The following is a 21,457-nucleotide window of genomic DNA, read 5'->3' on the forward strand; positions in this document are numbered from 1 at the left end:
GAAATCAAATCAATGTTTGCTTCATATTTCTTTGAAGCGTATCTAAAGCTTTCCGGAGTAGCGAACCAGCCTCAGTTATCTGCTCCTCCGTTACTACCAATGCTGGCAAAAAGCGAATCACATCAGGACCAGCTATTAAAAGCATCAAGCCGTGCTTTTCCGCGCAACGAACAATTTCTTGTGCACGTCCTACATAGTCAGCTGACAAAACCATGCCAATCATTAATCCTTGGCCCCTGAACTCTGAAAAAATATGTGGGTAATCATTGACGATTATATGAAGTGTCTGGTGTAGCAATGAAGCTGAAATTTTCACTCGTTCTAGAAATTCCGTGCGATTAATTGTGTCAAATACGGATTGCGCAACTGCCGTAGCCAGCGGATTACCGCCAAATGTGGATCCATGAGTGCCAGGCTGAAACGCCTTTGCTATTGCATCATTAGTTATCATCGCAGCTATCGGAAATCCATTTCCCAATGCTTTTGCCATGGTTAATATATCTGGTGTGACGCCGAGCCCCATGTATGAAAACAGCGAGCCTACGCGACCCATGCCCGTTTGTACTTCGTCGAATATCAGTAGAGCATTGTGACGATCACAGCATGTCCGCAACGCGCGTAAAAAATCTTTTGTGGCAGGCAAGACTCCACTTTCACCTTGTATCGTCTCTACTACTACTGCGCATACATCACCCTTGATGGCGTTATATGCCGCTTCAATGTCGTTAAAAGGAATGTGTTCGATATTTTTTGGTAACGGGCCGAAACCAATTCGATATTGTCTTTGGCCGCCTACTGATACGGCAAACAACGTACGACCATGAAAGGATTTGACGCAAGAAATAATACGAGATTTTTCTGCCCCGCGTGTAAGAAGGGCATGTCTACGTGCGAGTTTGAAAGCCGCTTCGTTTGCTTCTGCTCCAGAATTGCAGAAAAACACTCGGTCAGCGAACGTCGCATTAACGATCGAGCTCGCAAGGCGCAACGTCGGTTCGTTGGTATAACCGTTGCCAATATGCCATAGGCGATTAGCCTGCTTATTTAGGGCCGAAATAACTTCCGGATGGCCATGCCCTAACGCTGTGACGCCAATCCCTGAAGTGAAATCCAGATAGCGCTTGCCATTTTGATCCCACACTTCTAAACCAAGCCCTCGGACTGGAACCATTTGACTTGGTGCATAAGTCGGAATGATTACTTCATCAAAGGTTTTTCGATTGACGGACTTTGGCGCATGCAAAGCGGATAGATTAACTATTTTCATTGCGAACCTAGAATTCACTACTTTTTTCAACGGATATTCCGGCAAATTGAGGAGATTTGAGCATCACATTTTCATCAAAGTGCCTAATTGATTCATCCCCCTATGCAACGCAGACTAATGTGGTCTGCTCTTCTATCGTATGACGAGATATATTTCTGATACAGAATCAATGTCGCAAAAAAAACCATATCAGTTGATTTTTTCTTGAAATCAACTGATATGGTTTTTTATCGTCAACTGGTTCTTTTATGTGCAAGGTATTGAGTCCACACTGCGCTACCTGGATGGGAGTATGGAGTAATTCCTAAATGTTAAAGAGGCGGCAGAAATGTACCGATATGACGATTACGATGCGCAGCTAGTAGCTGAACGAGTAGATGAATTTCGCGATCAAGTTGCACGCAGAATTTCTGGCGAATTAAGTGAAGAAGAGTTTCTTCCACTTCGACTGCAAAATGGTCTATACATGCAAAAGCATGCCTATATGCTTCGCGTAGCAATTCCTTATGGGGTGTTGTCCTCTAATCAGTTACGTATGCTCGCCCATATCGCGCGTAATTATGATCGAGGTTATGGGCACTTTACTACGCGCCAAAACATTCAATACAATTGGATTGCCCTTGAACAGGCTCCGGCGATTCTTGCAGAGCTTGCTTCGGTTGAGATGCATGCAATTCAAACTTCTGGAAATTGCGTACGCAATATTACGACTGAGCAGTTTGCGGGTGTTGCTCCAGATGAAGTCCTTGACCCACGTCCATTAGCTGAACTACTGCGTCAATGGTCGACGCTGAATCCAGAGTTTGCCTTTTTGCCGCGGAAATTCAAGATTGCATTGTCTGCATCTACAGAGGATCGTGCAGCAGTAAGAATGCATGATGTGGGGCTTTATCTATATCAAAATGCTCAAGGTAATAAGGTGCTGCGTGTTTTTGCAGGCGGTGGTTTGGGGCGCACCCCTATTCTCAGCTCAATGATTCGGGACGATTTGCCTTGGGAACATATGCTGTCTTATGTCGAAGCTATTCTTCGCGTCTACAATCGTTATGGCAGAAGAGATAATAAATATAAAGCTCGCATCAAGATCTTAGTAAAAGCATTGACTCCTGAAGTGTTTGCTGCCGAAGTTGAAGATGAGTGGGCGCATTTGAAGAACGGCTTTTCTACATTAACTGAGATGGAATATGCCCGGGTCGCTAAATTTTTTGTGCCGGGTGAATATGAACCTGAGTCAGGAATGACTACAGATGTTGTGATTCATAAAGATAATAAAAAATTTATGAGGTGGTGCGAACGAAATGTTCGTGAACATAAAATTTTAGGGTATGCCTCTGTCACATTATCAACGAAACCTGGTGCCGCAATTCCTCCAGGAGATGTGACCGCTGATCAGATGGAAGAAATAGCTGCTTGGGCTGAAACCTTTGGGTTCGGTGAAATACGTATATCGCATGAACAAAACGTCATTCTTCCTGATGTACGTAAATGTGATCTGTATGCATTATGGATTTTGGCAGAAGAAGCTGGGCTAGCAACACCTAATCGCGGTTTGCTAACAGATATGATTGCTTGTCCAGGTGGAGATTATTGCTCGTTAGCGAATGCAAGGTCTTTGCCTATTGCCAGAGCAATCGCTGAGCATTTTGAAAATTTGGATTTCCTCAATGATCTAGGCGATTTGTCTTTGAATATTTCGGGTTGCATAAACGCGTGCGGCCATCATCACATGGGAAATATCGGCATCTTAGGAGTCGATAAAGATGGTGAGGAGTGGTATCAAGTCACCATTGGCGGCGCGCAAGGAACCGAGTCGTCATTGGGGAAAGTGATTGGCCCGTCCTTTAGGGCAGAAGAAATGCCCGGCGTCATTGAACGTTTGGTCGATACGTTCGTAGCAAAACGCGTACAAGATGAACCTTTTATTGATACGTTTAATCGCATTGGACTCGAGCCGTTCAAGAACGGTGTTTATCATTCACAGGTTGGTACATGAACACGGCTTCCAAAGAATTAATTCGAATCGTTGATGACACTCCAATCATTCAAGTAGATGAATGGACTGTATTACGAGATGTCGAGCAAGGGAACGCATTAGTCTCAAGTGATAAAGGCATGAATTTAATCTTGCCGTTCAGTGTATTGGGCAATATGTCAGCGCCCGACCGAGCAGGGGTAAAGGCAATATGGATATCCCCAGACGACGATTTTGAATCATCAATGGAGTGGCTTGATCAAATGGAAGTAATTGCTGTCGATTTTCCGACGTTCCGTGACGGAAGAGGGTATAGCATTGGATATCTCTTGCGTACGCGCTATGCATGGAAAGGGGAATTGCGTGCGATCGGAGATGTTTTGCGAGATCAACTCAATTACATGAGGCGTTGTGGATTTAATGTTTTCGTTTTACGTGCAGATAAAGATATTCGGTCTGCGCTAAAAAGTTTTAATCATTATTCTGTTCAGTACCAAGCAGGAGTCGATGAACCTCTTCCACTTTTTAGGCGTCGGGCTCTTTAGACAAGATTTACTACTGAAACCATAGACCGTTGCCGTACTTGGTTCAGCCTTGATGTTTCAGAATGATTGGAACGAAGCGCTATGAAACGATATGAAACGCTTGCTGAAGAAATTACGCAATCTATTCAATCAGGGGTTTTGAAATTAGGAGATCGCCTTACCTCAGTGAGGGCGACAAGTACTAATCGATCGGTAAGTCCGTCCACAGTTTTTCAAGCCTATTACCTGCTCGAAGCACGCGGCTTAATTCAAGCAAGAGAACGCTCAGGTTATTACGTTGTTGCAGGCCTAAAAGATTTTCCTCCTGAACTTGAAGTCATTTCTCGCCCTAATGGAGACTCTACTTCAGTAGACGTCAGTCAGATGATATTCGATGTATTGCAGTCCACCAAAACGCGCGATGTAATCCCTTTCGGTTCCGCCTTTCCTAGTCCATTGTTGTTTCCATGGGGCAGGTTAGGTCGAGTGATGTCGTCAGCTTTGAAGAATATGGATCCATGGAGCACAGTGGATGATCTGACTCCCGGCAATGCGAATCTGCGACGCCAAATTGCTTTGCGATATATGGTCGAAGGATTCCATGTTCATCCCGATGAGATTGTGATTACGAATGGAGCATTGGAAGCATTGAATTTGTGTCTTCTCGCCGTAGCACGTCCTGGAGATTCGGTTATCGTGGAGTCGCCGACTTTCTATGCGGCGCTTCAATCATTAGAAAGAATTGGATTACAAGCGATCGAAGTGCCTACTCATCCTCGTGAGGGAATTGATCTCGCTGCTCTTGCGTTAGCTTTAGAGCGTCATAAACCAAAAGCCTGCTGGCTTATGACAAATTTTCAGAATCCTTTGGGTAGCTTGATGCCCGAACAGAAGAAACGTGATTTGGTCGCATTATTGACTGAACACGACGTTCCGCTTATCGAAGATGATGTATATGCGGAGCTATATTTTGGAGACAAGCGACCCTTGCCTGCAAAGGCGTTTGATACCAAAGGTTTGGTTATGCATTGCTCTTCTTTTTCTAAGTGCTTAGCACCAGGCTATCGCGTTGGTTGGGCCGCTCCAGGGCGATTTACCGATGCCGTGATTAAACAGAAACTAACTACCTCGCTTTCTGCATCTGCACCGGCGCAAGCCGCAATTGGTGAATATCTAGCAAAAGGCGGTTTCGACCGACATTTGCGCCAGTTACGTCATGCGTTGTCTATGCAACAAAGCGCAATGATGCAAGCGGTATTGCGTTATTTTCCGAGTGGCACTCGAGCGACCAGACCTAGTGGTGGTTATTTTCTTTGGTTGGAGTTGCCAGAAGAAATCAACGCATTAGAGATACACAGACAAGCGTTATCGATGGGTATTAGTGTTGCGCCGGGCCCCATGTTTTCTGCGAAAAAAGAATTCAAGAATTGTTTACGCCTGAATTACGGACATCCTTGGGATGAGCATTTCGAATCTGCAATGCAGGTGCTAGGTCGTATCGTTGTTGCTAATCAAATTGAACATAAAACAATGCCTTGAAACATCTTCGGCAGCGCCAGACAAATACCTTTTACTTACGTTAAACCACTCAAAAGATTCAGGAAAGACATCTGTTGATTTTGTATCTGTCCTACGTCTCATTGAAGTTTTGGGATATATAACCCATGCTAAACGTAATGGTCTACCAACAGGGTTAGAAACACTCCGCTCAGATGCCACAGCGACCATTTGAAAGTATTACGTGCTAAAGAGTCGGAATAATTGGCCCAAAGGCGGTAGCCGTAAATACAAAAAATCAACCCCATCGAGAATGCAACTGTCAGATAGATCCATGACGCCATACCTAATATGAATGGCAGCATGGTCACGGCAAGTAAAACTAAGGTGTAGATAAACACCGTCCGCGTGGTGTACTTCATGCCGTGTGTAACCGGTAGCATTGGCAGGCCTGATTTCTTGTAATCCTCTACCCGGTATAGCGCCAGTGCCCAAAAATGGGGGGGAGTCCACACAAAAATAATCAGGAATAAAAGCACTGCCTCTACACCGACCTCACCGCGCATCGCAACCCACCCTAACAGAGGTGGCATAGCCCCAGATGCGCCGCCAATAACGATGTTCTGCGGCGTCAGGGGTTTAAGCACTACTGTATAAACAATCGCGTATCCGGCAAAGGTTGCAGCCGTAAGCGCAGAAGTCAATAAATTCACTGTTACAGCCAGAAGCAGGATGCCGGTACAACATAGAACAACAGCAAAGACCAAAGAATGCATATCTGGCAGTTCGCCACGAGCTGTCGGCCGCCATGCAGTTCTCTGCATTTTTGCATCAATTGATTTCTCAATGAGGCAGTTAAGTGCAGCTGCGGCTGAAGCAACCAACCATATACCAATACAAGCGAAAGCGATTGTTTTGCATTGTTCACCGCTTGGCGAAGAAGGTATCGCCAACATCATGCCGATGAAGGAACAGAAGACAATCATTTGTACTACGCGGGGCTTTGTCAAAGCCCAGAATTGCTTCCACCTAGGCTCCGACACTATTCGCAAAGTTAATTCATTCATACTGATGCTCTCTTATGCAGTGAGGTTCAGTTGACCCTCACGTCATATTAAAAGGACACTCGTGCGGGTACTCATCACACTGGTATCAGTTAATCATCATGTGGTAGTGCATGCTCCAAATAATCCAAATCGAGAGAGCGACAACTATAAAATGGATGACTATAGTGAATACAAAACTTGTTTATTTCCAACATCCTTCAGATGAGCGATTCAAATGAAGGAAATAGACCCGCTGCATAACTGCGAAGCCCACTAGGAACAGCAATGTAAGCGGTCTAGACAACATTGGAAACATTACAAGGCCAAACGGAATCACCGTAAGAACTGCGCATAGAATGAATCCCACGTTGTAGGAACTGCAATGGCTTTCTCAGGCAAGGGTAGTAGTCGAATTCCCATATCAACATACTCCGAACAGGTAACGAACGTAAAGACGCAATCCAGACCAATGCCAAGAAGCGGCAGAACAGTGATAGGTAAGAAAGACGAGTCACATCGGTCGAAGTCAATCCTCGCAGATGCACTTGATGCGTCAAAACAGCCATTCAGATTAGTCCTGCAGTCACATGCGGACCATGTGTACCAACAAGGGCAAATCCGAACAACCTTTCGCATCGTAGCGGAACCTAATTTCCGTGCGGTTTTGCCTATAGCCGCATAGGGCTAATTGCTGCCTCATCACTAAATATCGGCTGACTATTCTTTGCCATCATGACAAGGGCAAATCCAAACCGAGCTTTCTGGCAAGGATGAACGTGACGAATCCCAAGGCCAGAACCAATATCACGAAGACTGCAGCTACCTTGCCGCCCGCACGTAGCAACGCGCGCTTCTTCTCCTTCTTCTCCTGATCGAAATGCCACTTGATGGCGAAGTACATGCCCGTACCGAGCACGAGAGCCTTGAAGGTAACGAAGACTATAGGGACCCATTCCATATTTTTGAGTATTTCCAGATTGTTACTTGACACTATCTATCGTGAGGATGACGACCTCAAAACGCTGCATGACATCTCAATTGAAGACGGACTATTCTAAGGTAAGCAAACCGCGACAAACATTAGACATAAAGCCCTAGGACAGAATGTCCTTAATGACTTATTAGATCTTCTACCTCGCGAAATTAAGCCAAGCCCAATATCAGACTCCGCGCGAGCTCCACCAAGCCAACGGGGAGTTAGCTGCAGGCAACCAAGAATTGCGTCGGCTATTTAGCTCTCTAAACTTGTTTGGTAGCTGCGTAGGAAGAAGCAAAAGATTACGACTTTTGACCTGCATATAATTATTAGTCTATCCGCTATCGGTAGCGGACATTATCAACCCCAAGCACGTTTGGCTTTCATATCCAATTCACTTTGAATATTTAGGATACATCTCTGCAAAACTAACAAAGCAGGTCTATTGCTACTAGAATTTAAGGCCGGTAGTGCCATGTCTTTTGCCTGACTACACAAAACATGCCGAAATCAAAGTCAGTTGATTTTTACATTGGTACAACCCTCAGACACCGCTGGCTAAACTAATTGTTGCAATTCAGCTCCCGAACAACGTTCGACTTCGCAGTTCATTGATAAGAGATGAAAGAAATGCGGTCTGCATTTAACCTGTTTGCCAATAGCCAATCTGTTGCCTGGATTGGCGGCATTGGTTTCGAGAATAAATATCCTTGAAATAATTCACACTTCATTTCTTGAAGAAAATGCGCCTGCTTCCGTTCCTCAACACCCTCCGCTACGACGTGCAAACGGAGAGCTTTGGCTAGAGAAATGACTGCTACTGTCACGGCATTTGCATCCGGATCAGTCGGAACATCAATCAAAAAACTTTTATCTAGTTTGATCGTGGTCATGGGTAACGACCTGAGAGAGCTTAGTGAAGAATATCCAGTACCAAAGTCGTCGAGTGAAAGTTTAAATCCGTCTGCGGCTAATTTTTGCAGCACTGAACTTCCAACTCCATTGAGGTCGATCGCGTCGCGTTCGGTTAGTTCTATATCAATATCGGCTTCTGCAATTCCAGATTGCGTCAATGAGGACCTTATCGAGGCAAGATAACTTGTGTCAAGAAGCTCCTTGGCACAAGTATTAATGGAAATCCGAAGATCGACTATTCCAGCATCTTTCCATCTTCTCAATTGCGTGCACGCCTCCCCAAATACCCAGCCGCCAATCTCCGATATGAGCCCAATTTCCCTCGCAAGATCAATTACGTAGTCAACCGTATAGCCAGAAAGCGCTGGCCCTGGGAATCTGATTAACGCTTCCATCGCCGTTGCGCGTCCCGAGGTGCTCTCGACAATCGGTTGATATACCAACCAAAAGCTCCTATCGCTTACTACCCTGCGAAGCTCTTCACTATCCATCCGACGCTTGCGCGCGATCCGATCAAGCTCGTCGGTAAAGTAGTGGAATCTATTGCGGCCAGCGCTTTTGGCTTTGTAGAGAGCCAAATCTGCCTTTTTCAAAAGTTCTTCAGGATCCGTACCGTCAAGCGGTGACGACGCAATGCCGACGCTTGCGCTTATTTGAACAACCACGTCGCCGATGTGGAATGGGTCGGCTAGGCAGGACACTAGCTTTGATGCAAATTCACCACTTGACGCAAAATCGATAGGGCCAATCTGTAAGAGACCGAATTCATCACCTCCAAGCCGTCCAATAAAATCGCTCTCGCGGCTTAAACCTTTGAGGCGGGAGGCCACTTGTCGTAGGAGCTCGTCGCCAGCGGGATGGCCATGCGTATCATTTACCTCTTTAAACCGGTCAAGGTCAATCATGAATAATTGAAGACTTCGTCCGACACGCGCGCTCAGTTGGATCATTTCGCCAGTTCGAGTGTCGAAACACCTTCTATTTGCCAGAGCAGTTAGAGGATCTACTGTGGCCAGTCGGATAATTTCATCATGAGCTGTTTTCCGCTCCGTGATGTCTTGCAATATTTTTAAGTACCCAATGATTTCATTGCTGTCACTGAGAATCGGCGTCAACATTCCATCCGCCCAAAATTGGCATCCGTTCTTACGCATATGCCATCGGTAATCAGTCGCTCGGCCAGTTGCGATAGCGGTAGCTATTTCCTCTGCAACAGCTCCGGCAGCTTTGTCCTCGGTAGTAAAAATCCGCGAAAGGTCGCAACCGATCATGTCATCTTTCAAAAAACCAAGAATCCTTTCCGCACCAATATTCCAAGTAGTAACTTTACCGCCTAGGTCTGTTGTGATAATTGCGAAATGTGTAGCACTATCGTAAATATTTTTTAACAAAGAGCTAGGTTCTTTGAGCGTGTGCATAGGTACGCCTTCTTAGAGAAGTGAGCATGTTTAAACATGAAGGCGTACTACAAACCCTATTAAATATAAGCGGGTTCAACGCGTTCCGAAGAGGTCAATAGGGAGGGCTTATTGTTTAGCAACGTTAACACGTCGATGCCGGCATGAGTGTGTGCTATCGCACGTAGACTGAACTGCCCCGGCTTTACTAGACACGTCCAACCACCTAAGTTAGATGGATTTATAAATGTCCGCATTGGATCGCAGGAGGCGTCCGTTTTCGGCGGCGGCTTCAACCGGTGGATGCGACAGATTGATAAAACCGTTGAGCCGGTGTTTCGTAGTTTAAGGTCTTTCTCGGTCGTTCATTGAGTTGTCTGGCAGCACCATTCAATTGAGCCTGCGAGTAATCCGAGATGTCCATTCCTTTCGGAAAAGTACTGACGCAGCAGGCCATTGGTATTTTCGTTTGAGCCATCCGGCAACTTGTTGTGGTGTCCATCGCTGGCGAAGTTTGGAGGCAACGGCCTTGGTTAGCTGTTGGTTCATTAAAAGCTTACAGGCTTTGGGACGATGAACGCGATTCCAGGTGGCTGCATCTACCTCTGCAGAACGGTAGGTTTCAACCCCGCCGTTGCGTTTGATCTCCCGACTTATTGTCGATGGTGCTCGTTCCGAGTTCGTAGCGATGGTGCGCATCGAGTCACCAGCGACAATCGACCGGGAGATTTCTTCCCGTTCGACCAGCGTCAACGCCGTACTAGATCGAATGCGCGGCGGTGGTCGGATTCCACAGCTCTCGGCCAGAATGCGCTGAACAGACGAATGGTTTCGATCGAGGAGCTGGACAATCTGCTGGAGAGATTCTCCCTTCTTCCAGAGTAATTAGAGCTCCTCATGCTGTGCGCACGAGCGGATCTAACTTGCTCGCAGATGCCAGTTTCAAATTCCATACTTAAGGAGCGGGCGAAGCCTTGAGCCTACTTGACCTCAAAATTTTTTTGATCAAATTTCGCTAAAGAACACATCGTGCATAAAGTGCACATCGCCTCGAATATAGCCAAATGGATTCGACTTAGTGTGCTACCGTGATTCATCCTCTTTATAACGTGGGTAGGCCACCAAAGCGTGCGCCAAGCTCATGAAATCGTAACGGTGTAAGTGGCCAGCGGACATGGGAACTTAAGTTTTCACCGGGGCGAACATTGATTACTGCAAACACCATGTCTTCATTAACCAAGTGCCCGACGGGCATAAGAGGACTCGACGAAATAACCAATGGCGGTCTCCCGCTCGCGCGACCTACTTTAATATGCGGAAACGCCGGTTGCGGCAAGACCATAGTCGGTATGGAATTTTTGTTACATGGCGCACTTGAATATAACGATCCCGGTGTCTTCGTTTCCTTTGAGGAGACCGCCGGAGAACTGGCACTTAATTTTGCTTCACTCGGTTATGACTTGGCTGACCTTACTGCCAGATCACTGATCTCAGTCGACTACGTTTCTATCGACCGAAGTGAAATCGAAGAAACCGGAGAATACGACCTGGACGGATTATTTATCCGTTTAGGCCATGCAATAGACACTATCGGTGCCAAGCGCGTCGTACTCGATACCATAGAAGTTCTCTTTTCAGGTCTATCCAACACAAACATCCTGCGTGCGGAATTGCGCCGATTGTTCCGCTGGCTAAAAGATAAAGGTGTCACAGCAGTCATCACAGGTGAACGTGGTGAGGGGATGCTGACTCGTTATGGCTTGGAAGAATATGTCGCCGATTGTGTAATTCTGCTCGACCTTCGTGTCAGAGAACAAATTGCGACCCGCCGTTTGCGTATCGTCAAATATCGTGGGACTACACATGGGACAGATGAGTATCCTTTCCTGATCGATGAAAGCGGAATATCGATTCTTCCCCTGACTTCATTAGGACTCAATCACGAAGTAACGAATGAGCGCGTATCGAGCGGTATACCGCGACTCGATCACATGCTAAGTGAATTCGGGTATTACCGTGGAAGTACCATCTTAGTATCCGGTACGCCTGGATCAGGCAAGTCCACGATCTGTGCAAATTTTATCGACTCTGCTTGCAGGCGCGGTGAACGTTGTGTGTACTTCTCATTTGAAGAATCAGCCCCGCAAATCATTCGCAACATGCAGTCGGTAGGTCTTGACCTAGCGCAGTGGGTTGAACAAGGTCTCCTACAATTCCACACCTCACGCCCTTCTTTGCACGGACTGGAAATGCATCTGGTCATCATGCACAAGCTGATCGCCGATTTCAAACCGTCCATTGTGGCTGTTGATCCTATCTCAAATCTGACGGCTGTCGGTTCTGGTAGCGAAGCTAAATCGATGCTGACCCGCCTCGTCGATTTTCTCAAAATGAAACAGATTACGGTGATGTTCAGCGACTTAACGCATGCCGGCTCTCCAAGTGAATCCATCAACGAAGAAATTTCTTCGCTCATCGATACTTGGCTCTGCGTACGCGACCTTGAACATAAAGGTGAGCGAAACCGCGGCCTGCATATTCGAAAATCGCGCGGCATGTCCCACTCAAACCAGATTCGTGAGTTTTTATTGAGCAATGCTGGTGTCGACTTGGTAGACGTGTATTTAGGACCAGACGGCGTACTTACAGGTACTGCTCGCTTGATACAGGAGTCTCTGGAAACATCGAGCGCATTATCTCGGCAGCAGGAATTGCAACGACAGAAGCGTGAACATGAGCGTAGACGCGATGCAGTCGGTGCCAATATCGTTGCCCTGCAAGCAGAATATGACAATATTGATGAGGCACTTAAAATCGTCGCCGAAGATGAAACCCTTTATCAGCAGGTGCTCGTCTCCGATCGTGCGGACATGGCACATATTCGCAAAGCGGACGCTTTTAAACTTAAAGATCATGAGATCAAGCGCGATGCAGAGCAGCCATTATGAACATAAGTGACAGTTCTGATACTTCGCCAACAACTGAATTGAAGTTGCGTCTGTATGTAGCCGGACAATCACCAAAATCCGTATTGGCTATCGCAAATCTAAAAAAAATCTGCGAGACATACATTAAAGGTCCCTATTTCATTGAAGTCGTTGATCTGCTGGAAAACCCCCATCTTGCAAAGCACGATCAGATTCTTGCGATACCGACCGTTGTCAGGTCGTTGCCGCAACCGGTCAGAAAAATTATTGGCGATTTATCGAACACTTCACGCGTTTTGGCGGGCCTGAACATTCCAGTACTGGCGTTGGGGTCATGATTGCAACTTCACTTTGCGGATCAAAATGAACCATTCAGACCGCCTATCTGTCTCCGATATCAATGATATTGAAGAACTGCGTGCTCGTCTTAAAGAGGCGGAAGATACGCTGGATGCGCTGCGTGGCGGTTGTGTTGACGCACTGGTTGTGAGCGATGAAGATGGCCACAAAGTCTTCTCGCTTAAAAACACGCTTGAGGACATGGAACAGCATAAGCAATATGAAGCTAGACTCGATTATCAAGCCAACTACGACGCGTTGACTGGCCTGGCAAACCGACATCGTTTACAAGATCGACTGCAGCAGGCCTTGATCAGTGCAGAACGTTACGGTCATCGGGTAGCTGTTGCCTTCATCGACCTAGATCAATTTAAATTTATTAACGACAGTCTCGGCCATCATATTGGCGATCAAATGCTCAAAACCATTGCGCACCGGCTGCTGGCATGTCTGCGTGAAGGCGACACTGTCGCACGGCAAGGAGGAGATGAGTTCGTGCTCGTAATCGATCACGCTGACGAATTGATTATCTCGCTGATTATGCCAAAGCTACTTGAGTCGATCTCGGCGCCAATCATGATTGACGGTAATGAACTGGAGGTTACCTGCAGTATTGGCTTCAGTATTTTTCCGATCGATGGCGAGGACGCTACGACGCTTTTAAAAAATGCTGATGCGGCAATGTATCGTGCGAAGGAGGAGGGGCGAAACAACTTCCAGTTTTACACGCCCGAATTGAATCGCAAAATCACGAACCGTCTGACCCTGCAATCGAAGCTGCGACATGCACTGGATCGAGATGAATTTTTTTTGCATTATCAACCTAAAGTCAATTTGCATAATGGCACAATTGTCGGTGTAGAGGCCCTAGTGCGCTGGAAACATGAAGACTCAATCATATCGCCGGCAGAGTTTATTCCACTCGCGGAGGAAATTGGTCTGATCGTGCCGATTGGAGAATGGGTACTGCGAACCGCTTGCGCACAAAACAGAGCATGGCAATTGGCGCATTTGCCAAGTATCACCGTATCAGTCAATTTGTCCGCACGCCAATTCAGAGAGAAGAATCTGGCAAGAATGGTAGAGCAGGCTCTGCGGGACTCGGATCTTGATGCCATTTATCTCGATCTTGAGCTTACTGAAAGCATGATCATGCAAAACGCAGATGCCGCTATCTTGGTACTGCGTGAGTTGAACAATATGGGCATTAGCATCTCAATCGACGACTTTGGTACCGGTTACTCTAGTTTGAGTTATCTGACTCGTTTTCCAATTGATGTGTTGAAAATCGATCGTTCTTTCGTTGACGACATTGCCAGCGAAGATGGCGCCGCCATCGTAGAAGCGATCATTTCTCTCGCGCATATTTTGAAGCTGAAGGTAGTTGCCGAAGGCGTGGAAACGGAAGCACAACTAAAATATTTGCGTCGGCACCATTGCGACGAAATACAAGGCTACTTATACAGTCCCCCTATTTCTGCGGACGCGATCGGGATGATGTTAAAAGCACCATCCTGGAACTTGCCTTCAATATAATAAGTGCACCAAAATGCTCGCGAACAACACGGATGTTCAAAATATTTTCTTCAAAGACTTGGTCACCAAGCGCGCCAGCGTCTAACGCCCATTTTGCTAATTGACGACGTTTGGATGTCCGCTTTGGGTCGGAAGCACACGTCTGCTAACGGCCAAAAGCGGACGCTCGATACCAATCGTTGAAACGCGGGGATATCAAGAGCTATCGGTTTTTTGATTGAAAAATCTGAGGGCTGTATTCGGTTCTGCCTACAAGATTTGTTATTAGATCACTTCAAAACCGTCGATGGTGTCTTGACCGTGCGAGGTAACGGTATAACTTGCCATCTCTTCAGGCGGCGTTTTCTTCGCTTCAAAGTGATCCTTTGCAGCTTTAAGGACTGATAGATCGTTCTCACCCTTTACCAAGACTTGATGTAGAGGTTTATTGCCTCCTTCTTTGTAGAACGATACCAAGTAGTTTTCCATTTCAATCTCTCTGCTTATTATTTTGATGCAGCAATTCGACCGCTACTGACATCATTTCTTTAGTTGCTATGGCTACTTATCCCACTCGCACCTAGTATTTTCCAACGCTTTATCGATAATGCCCATCAGCCTTTCAAAGTCGAAAGGCTTACCTAATATGTATCCTGTAAGTGGGTCGGATACCGGTGTAAATCCAGTCATGAAAACGAATGGAATTGAGTGATACCGGGAATCATTTTGTACAAACTGTCGGAATTCTGTCCCTCTCGTATCCGGCATCATGACGTCCGAGATGATCAAGTCAATTTTGTTTGTCTCAAGCTGCGATTGTGCCTTCTTGACCGAATTGGCTGTTACAACATTGAAGCCATGCAGGGTAAGCACATCTTCTAAGATGGCAAGAATATCAACTTCGTCGTCAACAACGAGTATCGTGCATTTCGTAATTAGCGTCCGATATCGATAATGCGCGATTACAGCACAGACAAATTCGCAGATCGGTTAAGTAATTCACATTGCCTACCATCACACAAGTTGACGACGGTTCATCGTTGCCGTCTGATACGGGCCAGAAACAGACATATAGTTCCACGACGCACACATGAAATGCGATCTACCAACTCGACCAGACATGTCGTAAGTATTCTTTACGCATCTCAAGGGCAATGCCTGCTATGGTGAGTCGAGACGCTTAGGAGCCATTATGCAAAAAGATGCAGCGATAGTTAATTACTACAAAGCGACGCCGGTCTTTGATCAGAGCACTCTCCCTAAAAAGCTTCAGACATCGCATCAAACTAAAGTCGGTACGTGGGGTGTCATTCGTGTACTTGAAGGCAGCGTCTGCTATGTCATAGAAGGTACGGGTGACATTCAAATTCTGACACGTGTTTGCTCAGGTCTCGTTTTACCAGAACAGCGCCATCATGTTGAGACGATGGGTGATATGCGCATGCGTGTCGAGTTCTACGATCATCTCCCGTCAACAGAAGAACAGAACCCCTGAGCATTACAAATATCTTTGGCTTTATCTGGCGTTGCTGCTCACCTTATCGTTCGCGACGTTACTGAGGACAGCTAGCAGAATTTATCGGCAAGCCCCCTGATGCCCTATCAAGATGTCCGGTAATTGAACCTGAGCCATGTCCGCTTTGGGCTAAAAGCAATGTTTATAATCAAACCGAACGAGTTGTAAGAACCGAGTAGGAGCTCATTCAGATTCGATTTGGGTTGGCGCAGCTTGTCCTACATTCGATTAAGACTAATGATGGCAGCATGTAGTCGTTTTGATTTGTCGCTTGGTGTTACGGTGAAGACACTTGATAAATCGAAAGAATTCATGAATGTCGTTCTAATTGAAGACTCCGCTTCCATAAAGGAGCAACTCTGCGATCTGCTTGCAAACCTGACAAATGTTTGTGTAGTCGGTCACGCTGACAGTGAAGAGGGGGCGTTAAATCTTATTCAGGATTTAACACCTGATTTGGTACTCCTCGATATCTCCCTGCGCACAGGCAATGGGATTAATGTTCTTCGCCGTTTAAAAAACGGGGTTTCGACCCCGCCTGGATCGTTGCCATTAATCGCGATGCTATCAAACAAGTCCGATCATTATCGTAAGATGACCGCCGCACTTGGTGCCGACGCCTATTTCGACAAGTCTCTTCAGATTGAGCAAGCGCTTCAACAAATTCAATGTTGGGCCGACGATCCAAGTCATCCTCCATATTTAGGCCGCCACTGGTCATTTGATGCGTTAACAGATCAGATCGCTGTTTAGCGGTGTTCACTAAATGTATATATCTAAACCTTTACAGTCGGGATCTTATTGGATGCCGTTATGCCTACTGAATGCCTGCTTTAGTGCAAAAGCAAGCTACCACGACGAAAAATAATCAGCTTATTTGGGTTTCGCGATGATACGCAAAGGTAAAAAATAACATTGATAGTTGACTTCCAACCAATACGAACATGCCTTGCCTTGATTTTTGTTTTAGCTAATTGTAAAAAATGGCAATTCATCTTCAAAATAAATTTAAGGCTGGGACTTTAGACAATGCGAGCAGTCTTCAGAGAAACGTTCGTCAATCAAAGAGTAATAATCCGCAAATTAACTCAGTAATTGGACTGCCATGACTATCGACCGACGCTGTTCCGGGATTTCTGACCGACGTGATTTGTTGACTGAAAAAACTCTGGACGCTGAGACACGAACGAGCGAATCGTCAAAAAACGATAACAGTGAGAATACCCACGAAAAATTGACAACCGATAGCTTCAACCAGCAACTGGTTCAAGCAAATGAGAACTTGATAATCGCCTCAATCAAATGTCAGACCATCGCCGAGAATCTGGAGAAGTCGAGCGCACAAATGATACATTTGGCTAACCATGATTTTTTGACTGAACTGCCCAACCGTATGCAGCTAAATGACCGGATTGGCCAAGCGATCCTGCTGGCAAAACGTGATAAAAGCAGACTGGCAGTGTTGTTTTTGGATCTCGACAAGTTTAAGGCGGTTAATGATTCCTATGGACATGGAATGGGCGACAAGCTTCTGCAATCTGTCGCTGCGCGCCTTCAAAACGCTATTCGTAGCAGTGATACTGCCAGCCGGCAGGGCGGTGATGAATTCATTCTGTTGCTTTCCAATATTGGGGACAAAGACAGTTTGTGCCGAACGATTAAAGAAATACAGCAGATCATTTCCGCTTCTTACCTCATTGCGGAAACCAATATATGTATCGGCTCTGCTATTGGCGTGAGTGTCTTTCCAGAGCATGGGGAAGATACACAAACATTAATCCATTGTGCAGACATTGCGATGTACTACGCCAAGCAGCGAGGACCTAACCAATATGAGATTTTCAACCCAGACATACATAACGCTTCTACTGCCGGGCTTGAATAAAACCAAGGGAATTCATCAATATTCACGTTTTCTGAAATAGAACGCTTGCCGTGGATCCCGTGTTTTTGATAATGAAAGTAGTAGGTTTGCTATGGGCCAAAAACCGACATAGGTATCAATTCTCTCTTGGGGAGGACTCTATCGAGATAGTATATTTCCGACCTATACAAGTATGTATTGCATCCGCCGCAAGTCCACTAGGTTTGGCTGAGCTAAATCTTCTTAACATCACCAGATAAAATTCCCTGGTAATCTGTTAAGGGTTCACCAATGGTGAGATTGTCTCCATCAATATCGAAGAAGCGAATGTCTTTGCTATGCGCACTGGCCCGTACCTTCACCACAGAGATCACGCGCTTGAATTGCCCAGTAATTTCGACATAACGTTGCATGATAATTGCATCAGCAAGAAAAGCATTGCCATGCGAACTGAAACGCAAGGCAGTGTATTGATCTTCCAGTTCTGCCGTCATCAACACGGTAACACCCATACCGGTCAACACAGCAACAAGTCGGTAAAGCGCCTCGCGGAAATCTTCACGAAATACGGATGCTAACGCTAACTCGAAACCAGATAGGGAATCTATCACGACGCGCTTGGCCTTCATGCGTGTAATCATCGCAACCAGATCATGCAGAATTTCATCTATAGACAAATCAAGTGTGCGCGTATCGATCACACCAACTTGGCCGCTTTCGACTAGCGTGGTCAATTTGTGACTGAGGAGTTGATTCGGACTCTTCTCAAACGCGGCAATAACACCAGGCTCACCGGCATGCACACCTTCTGCGAGGAACTGCGTTGCCAGTACAGTTTTACCTGAGCCAGAAGGACCAACCAGTAACAAGGAATAACCAGCCGGTAGTCCGCCGCCCATCATTTCATCCAACGCTGGGACGCCTACTGACAAACGCTTATCACCTGAAATTTTGATATCACCTGTTGTACTGGATTTCACCAGTGCACGCGGGAAAACTTCGACGCCATCATCGTTGATGCGAAATGTATGCACACCGGGACTCTGTGCTTGTCCGCGCATCTTGACGACTTGTATCTTGCGCACCATCGCATCGCGATGAACCAGTTGGGACATCCAGATAATGCCATCGGCAACAGTGAAGACCGGGCTGGATTCCGCTTCAGGAGCCAGATATTCACCAATCAAAAAAGTCGTCGCCTGCCAACTCGTCATCTGCATACCCAATTGCTGTACGAAATGTTCCAGACCAGAGACACCTGGCTCTTTGGCTTTTGCAGATTGCGCAACTGAGCGAAATGAATCGACGAAAACCAGACTAGGCGAAAAAATTTCTACTTCCTGCGCAATGCGCGCCAAGACACGATCAAAGTTCCCATCCAGCAGATCTGCCGCAAGATTGACGAACTTGATTGAGCTATTGAGCTTATCAATCTCGAAAAAGGGAAATTGCTGCTGGTAACGCAACATCTTGATGGGCGACTCACCTAGCACGGTAAAGAACAGCGCACGACGATCAGGATTGGCCAACGAAAACATGATCTGATGTGCGAGCGTGGTTTTTCCACTGCCCGGTGTACCCGCCAAAAGATTGAATGAAAATTCCGGAAGACCACCACCCAGCAGATCGTCCAAACCAGGTACGCCTGTTGCCAAGCGGCGTATGGTTACTTTGTTACTCATTATGGAAGTTCCTTCACAACTGTATCCAAAGCGTCATCACCCCAGGCCGAACGTAAAATACTGGATGTCAAAAGCTCGCCAATTAACAAGGCTAGTATGTCGATAAAAATAATTAGCAAAGCAGCACTTGCTTCACCGGCGTTTGCAGCATCTTGTCCTGCAAGACATTTTTTGAGATCCACAAAATCGGAACTGTTTTGCGGCAGTGTGGAATCGGGCGCCATCCATGGGAAAGTTGCGCCGGTAAGGTGCAGGCTTCTTTTATAAAGCGAATGGAAGCCACCTTCACCTATGATAGAAATTAGCTCACGAGCCAGCTTTTCCCATAGTTGTATGGAAGTTTCAATTACTGCTTCAGGCCGTTGCATGACGGCTCTTTTTATCATTTGATCCCGTTGCGGGCGGATTGTTGTCATAGATTAATTGTGATCGCGGTACAACGACAAGAACGATGGGTCAATGTGTCAGCACCAATCAAACTCAAATACATCTCTGAATTTGATCTGAATAAACAGAGCCCTACTGAATAAATTTAGGTGAAATAAGATTAGCCAAGGTAGCGATGGCAACCGGCTTGACCAGATAGTGATCAAAGCTTGCACGCTCTGCATTGGTTCGATTTTTCTGCTGGCTGTAACCGCTGATTGCGATACAAAGCGGCATCGCTTTGAGTTTATTCAGACGCAGCTGTTTGATGACTTCATAACCATCGATCCCGGGCAAGCCGATGTCGCACACGATGATGTCGTAAATATTTTCCTGCGCCATTGAGAGTCCAGATGTCCCATCAAAAGCCGATGTAACCACATGACCTTGTATGGCCAATAACTCGCTCAATATTTCATGAGAACTAAGATTGTCCTCGATGACCAATATGCGACGGCCATATACTGGATCAATGCTGATTGGATCATTATTGTCGCCCGTTATCAATTCGGTAGAAATCGGTAATTCGACAATAAATTCGCTGCCGAATCCCAGCCCTTCGCTATAAACACTAATAGTTCCGCCATGCATGGTTACGACGGTACGGACCAGCGACAAGCCAATGCCGAGACCACCTTGCGAACGATCTAACGAATGTGGCCCTTGTGTGAATAGATCAAAAATAAAAGGTTGAATATCTGGAGCAATACCCACACCATTGTCCTTGATCGTTACCTTGAAGGTATCTGCCAACGCTTCTACAGATATATCAATGCTTTCTTCTACTGCGGTAAATTTGGTCGCATTGATTAGCAAATTTGTAAAAGCCTGCGATAGCCGGACCAGATCGCCATTGACTATGACCGGCTGAACTGGAAGACGAATACTTAATTTCTGATTACGTTTATCGATGAACGGCTGGCTGGTTTCCACAGCACTATCAATAATTTCTGATAGCTCGAGCGAACGCCTTTGTAATGTGATGTTGCCGGTCGTGACCCGCGATGCATCTAATAGGTCATCCACAAGATGAGCCATATGTCCCACTTGACGACTAATGATGCCGTAAAGCTTTGGCAGCATCGGATGCGCTTCCGAAATCTTGCCCAGCAAGTCCGCAGCCATCGCAATCGGTGCCAGTGGATTGCGCAGTTCATGCGCGAGCATTGATAAAAATTCTTCTTGACGGAGATTTGCGGACTCAGCCTTGGCTTGAAGATCTTGTGCACCGAAGGTGGCCAGAACGAGATGCTGATTTGCTTCACGTAATTGCAGGACTAAAGCTTCCAGAAGATACTTACTTTGCGTTACGGCATCGAGTTCATCGACCCGCGTCAAGAGGTCGGCAGTCTTATTGCGAAGTTGCTCGGCTTCGTAATCTACACGCAATAATAAATCAGCGATCGTCTGCCGGAATTGGTCTGCTTCTTGTGAGGGTAGCGCGTCGTCACTACCGCCGGTGGAGGCTACGTTGATGATTTTAGCTTGAGTTCCATCCGTCATAATGAGAGCAAGCATTCGGTTGTATTGCTTGATCTGTCAAATGTCAGATCGGAAGCTATTGTTGTGCCCCAACATACTCTTATTCCTCTTG

18 protein-coding genes and 2 pseudogenes are annotated in these 21,457 nt (G+C 46.2%); 9 read left to right on the top strand and 11 right to left on the bottom strand.

The window, feature by feature from the left end:
- Positions 1 to 4: 4 nt before the first annotated feature.
- Entirely contained in the window at positions 5 to 1,267 is a 1,263-nt protein-coding gene (locus Q7T66_RS17500) for an acetylornithine/succinyldiaminopimelate transaminase (RefSeq protein WP_304934389.1), read from the bottom strand.
- Between the two features lie 328 nt (positions 1,268 to 1,595).
- Here Q7T66_RS17500 and Q7T66_RS17505 point away from each other — a divergent pair, with 328 nt between their 5' ends.
- From Q7T66_RS17505 to Q7T66_RS17515, 3 genes are all read left to right on the top strand, one after another.
- Positions 1,596 to 3,260: a nitrite/sulfite reductase gene (locus Q7T66_RS17505; RefSeq protein ID WP_304934390.1), complete on the top strand. Its 1,665-nt coding sequence runs from the start codon at positions 1,596 to 1,598 to the stop codon at positions 3,258 to 3,260.
- Positions 3,257 to 3,784, top strand: a complete 528-nt coding sequence (locus Q7T66_RS17510; RefSeq protein WP_304934391.1) for a DUF934 domain-containing protein — start codon at positions 3,257 to 3,259, stop codon at positions 3,782 to 3,784. The genes Q7T66_RS17505 and Q7T66_RS17510 overlap by 4 nt, the downstream gene beginning before the upstream one ends.
- Positions 3,785 to 3,865: 81 nt before the next feature.
- A complete protein-coding gene (locus tag Q7T66_RS17515) occupies positions 3,866 to 5,302 on the top strand; it encodes a PLP-dependent aminotransferase family protein (protein WP_304934392.1) in 1,437 nt (478 codons plus the stop codon).
- A 128-nt stretch (positions 5,303 to 5,430) separates the two neighbouring features.
- Here the strand turns inward: Q7T66_RS17515 and cyoE are convergent, their stop codons facing one another.
- From cyoE to Q7T66_RS17540, 5 genes and pseudogenes are all read right to left on the bottom strand, one after another.
- The gene (gene cyoE / locus Q7T66_RS17520) at positions 5,431 to 6,327 is read right to left on the bottom strand and encodes a heme o synthase (protein WP_304934393.1); all 897 of its coding nucleotides are present in this window, start codon (positions 6,325 to 6,327) and stop codon (positions 5,431 to 5,433) included.
- Between the two features lie 85 nt (positions 6,328 to 6,412).
- A pseudogene (locus Q7T66_RS18070) lies at positions 6,413 to 6,673 on the bottom strand (cytochrome o ubiquinol/quinol oxidase subunit IV).
- A gap of 363 nt (positions 6,674 to 7,036) precedes the next feature.
- A complete protein-coding gene (locus tag Q7T66_RS17530) occupies positions 7,037 to 7,264 on the bottom strand; it encodes a hypothetical protein (RefSeq protein WP_304934480.1) in 228 nt (75 codons plus the stop codon).
- Positions 7,265 to 7,890: 626 nt separating this feature from the next.
- Positions 7,891 to 9,615, bottom strand: a complete 1,725-nt coding sequence (locus Q7T66_RS17535; protein WP_304934395.1) for a bifunctional diguanylate cyclase/phosphodiesterase — start codon at positions 9,613 to 9,615, stop codon at positions 7,891 to 7,893.
- A 271-nt stretch (positions 9,616 to 9,886) separates the two neighbouring features.
- Positions 9,887 to 10,473, bottom strand: a pseudogene (locus tag Q7T66_RS17540) (transposase); the annotation flags it as partial.
- A gap of 344 nt (positions 10,474 to 10,817) precedes the next feature.
- On the opposite strand from Q7T66_RS17540, the gene kaiC reads away from it, so the two are divergent.
- Genes kaiC through Q7T66_RS17555 form a run of 3 tightly spaced genes read left to right on the top strand, consistent with a single transcriptional unit; the run spans position 10,818 to position 14,396 of the window.
- Positions 10,818 to 12,542 carry a circadian clock protein KaiC gene (kaiC, locus tag Q7T66_RS17545; protein ID WP_304934396.1) on the top strand — a complete coding sequence of 575 codons (1,725 nt, stop codon included), beginning with the start codon at positions 10,818 to 10,820 and terminating at the stop codon, positions 12,540 to 12,542.
- The gene (locus Q7T66_RS17550; RefSeq protein ID WP_304934397.1) at positions 12,539 to 12,859 is read left to right on the top strand and encodes a circadian clock KaiB family protein; all 321 of its coding nucleotides are present in this window, start codon (positions 12,539 to 12,541) and stop codon (positions 12,857 to 12,859) included. Before kaiC ends, Q7T66_RS17550 begins: the two co-directional genes overlap by 4 nt.
- A gap of 25 nt (positions 12,860 to 12,884) precedes the next feature.
- Positions 12,885 to 14,396, top strand: a complete 1,512-nt coding sequence (locus tag Q7T66_RS17555; protein ID WP_304934398.1) for a bifunctional diguanylate cyclase/phosphodiesterase — start codon at positions 12,885 to 12,887, stop codon at positions 14,394 to 14,396.
- 264 nt (positions 14,397 to 14,660) lie between these two features.
- Here Q7T66_RS17555 and Q7T66_RS17560 read toward each other — a convergent pair whose 3' ends face one another.
- Together Q7T66_RS17560 and Q7T66_RS18075 are read right to left on the bottom strand one after the other, a co-directional pair.
- Complete coding sequence (locus tag Q7T66_RS17560; RefSeq protein WP_304934399.1) at positions 14,661 to 14,864, bottom strand: hypothetical protein; 204 nt, start codon at positions 14,862 to 14,864, stop codon at positions 14,661 to 14,663.
- A gap of 72 nt (positions 14,865 to 14,936) precedes the next feature.
- The gene (locus Q7T66_RS18075; protein WP_370691665.1) at positions 14,937 to 15,362 is read right to left on the bottom strand and encodes a response regulator; all 426 of its coding nucleotides are present in this window, start codon (positions 15,360 to 15,362) and stop codon (positions 14,937 to 14,939) included.
- Between the two features lie 205 nt (positions 15,363 to 15,567).
- Between Q7T66_RS18075 and Q7T66_RS17565 the strand changes: the two genes are divergently transcribed.
- From Q7T66_RS17565 to Q7T66_RS17575, 3 genes are all read left to right on the top strand, one after another.
- On the top strand, positions 15,568 to 15,870 hold the full coding sequence (locus Q7T66_RS17565; RefSeq protein ID WP_304934400.1) for a DUF1971 domain-containing protein: 303 nt from the start codon (positions 15,568 to 15,570) through the stop codon (positions 15,868 to 15,870).
- 261 nt (positions 15,871 to 16,131) lie between these two features.
- Positions 16,132 to 16,644 (top strand): response regulator, encoded by a 513-nt coding sequence (locus tag Q7T66_RS17570; RefSeq protein ID WP_304934401.1) that lies wholly within the window; start codon positions 16,132 to 16,134, stop codon positions 16,642 to 16,644.
- 352 nt (positions 16,645 to 16,996) lie between these two features.
- Positions 16,997 to 17,776: a GGDEF domain-containing protein gene (locus tag Q7T66_RS17575; RefSeq protein ID WP_304934402.1), complete on the top strand. Its 780-nt coding sequence runs from the start codon at positions 16,997 to 16,999 to the stop codon at positions 17,774 to 17,776.
- A gap of 212 nt (positions 17,777 to 17,988) precedes the next feature.
- Here Q7T66_RS17575 and Q7T66_RS17580 read toward each other — a convergent pair whose 3' ends face one another.
- From Q7T66_RS17580 to Q7T66_RS17590, 3 genes are all read right to left on the bottom strand, one after another.
- Entirely contained in the window at positions 17,989 to 19,437 is a 1,449-nt protein-coding gene (locus tag Q7T66_RS17580; protein ID WP_304934403.1) for an ATPase domain-containing protein, read from the bottom strand.
- Positions 19,437 to 19,853 (bottom strand): hypothetical protein, encoded by a 417-nt coding sequence (locus Q7T66_RS17585; RefSeq protein WP_304934404.1) that lies wholly within the window; start codon positions 19,851 to 19,853, stop codon positions 19,437 to 19,439. Before Q7T66_RS17585 ends, Q7T66_RS17580 begins: the two co-directional genes overlap by 1 nt.
- Before the next feature lie 103 nt (positions 19,854 to 19,956).
- Positions 19,957 to 21,381, bottom strand: a complete 1,425-nt coding sequence (locus Q7T66_RS17590; protein ID WP_304934405.1) for a hybrid sensor histidine kinase/response regulator — start codon at positions 21,379 to 21,381, stop codon at positions 19,957 to 19,959.
- Between the last annotated feature and the right edge of the window lie 76 nt (positions 21,382 to 21,457).

This window comes from Herminiimonas sp. (assembly GCF_030655415.1).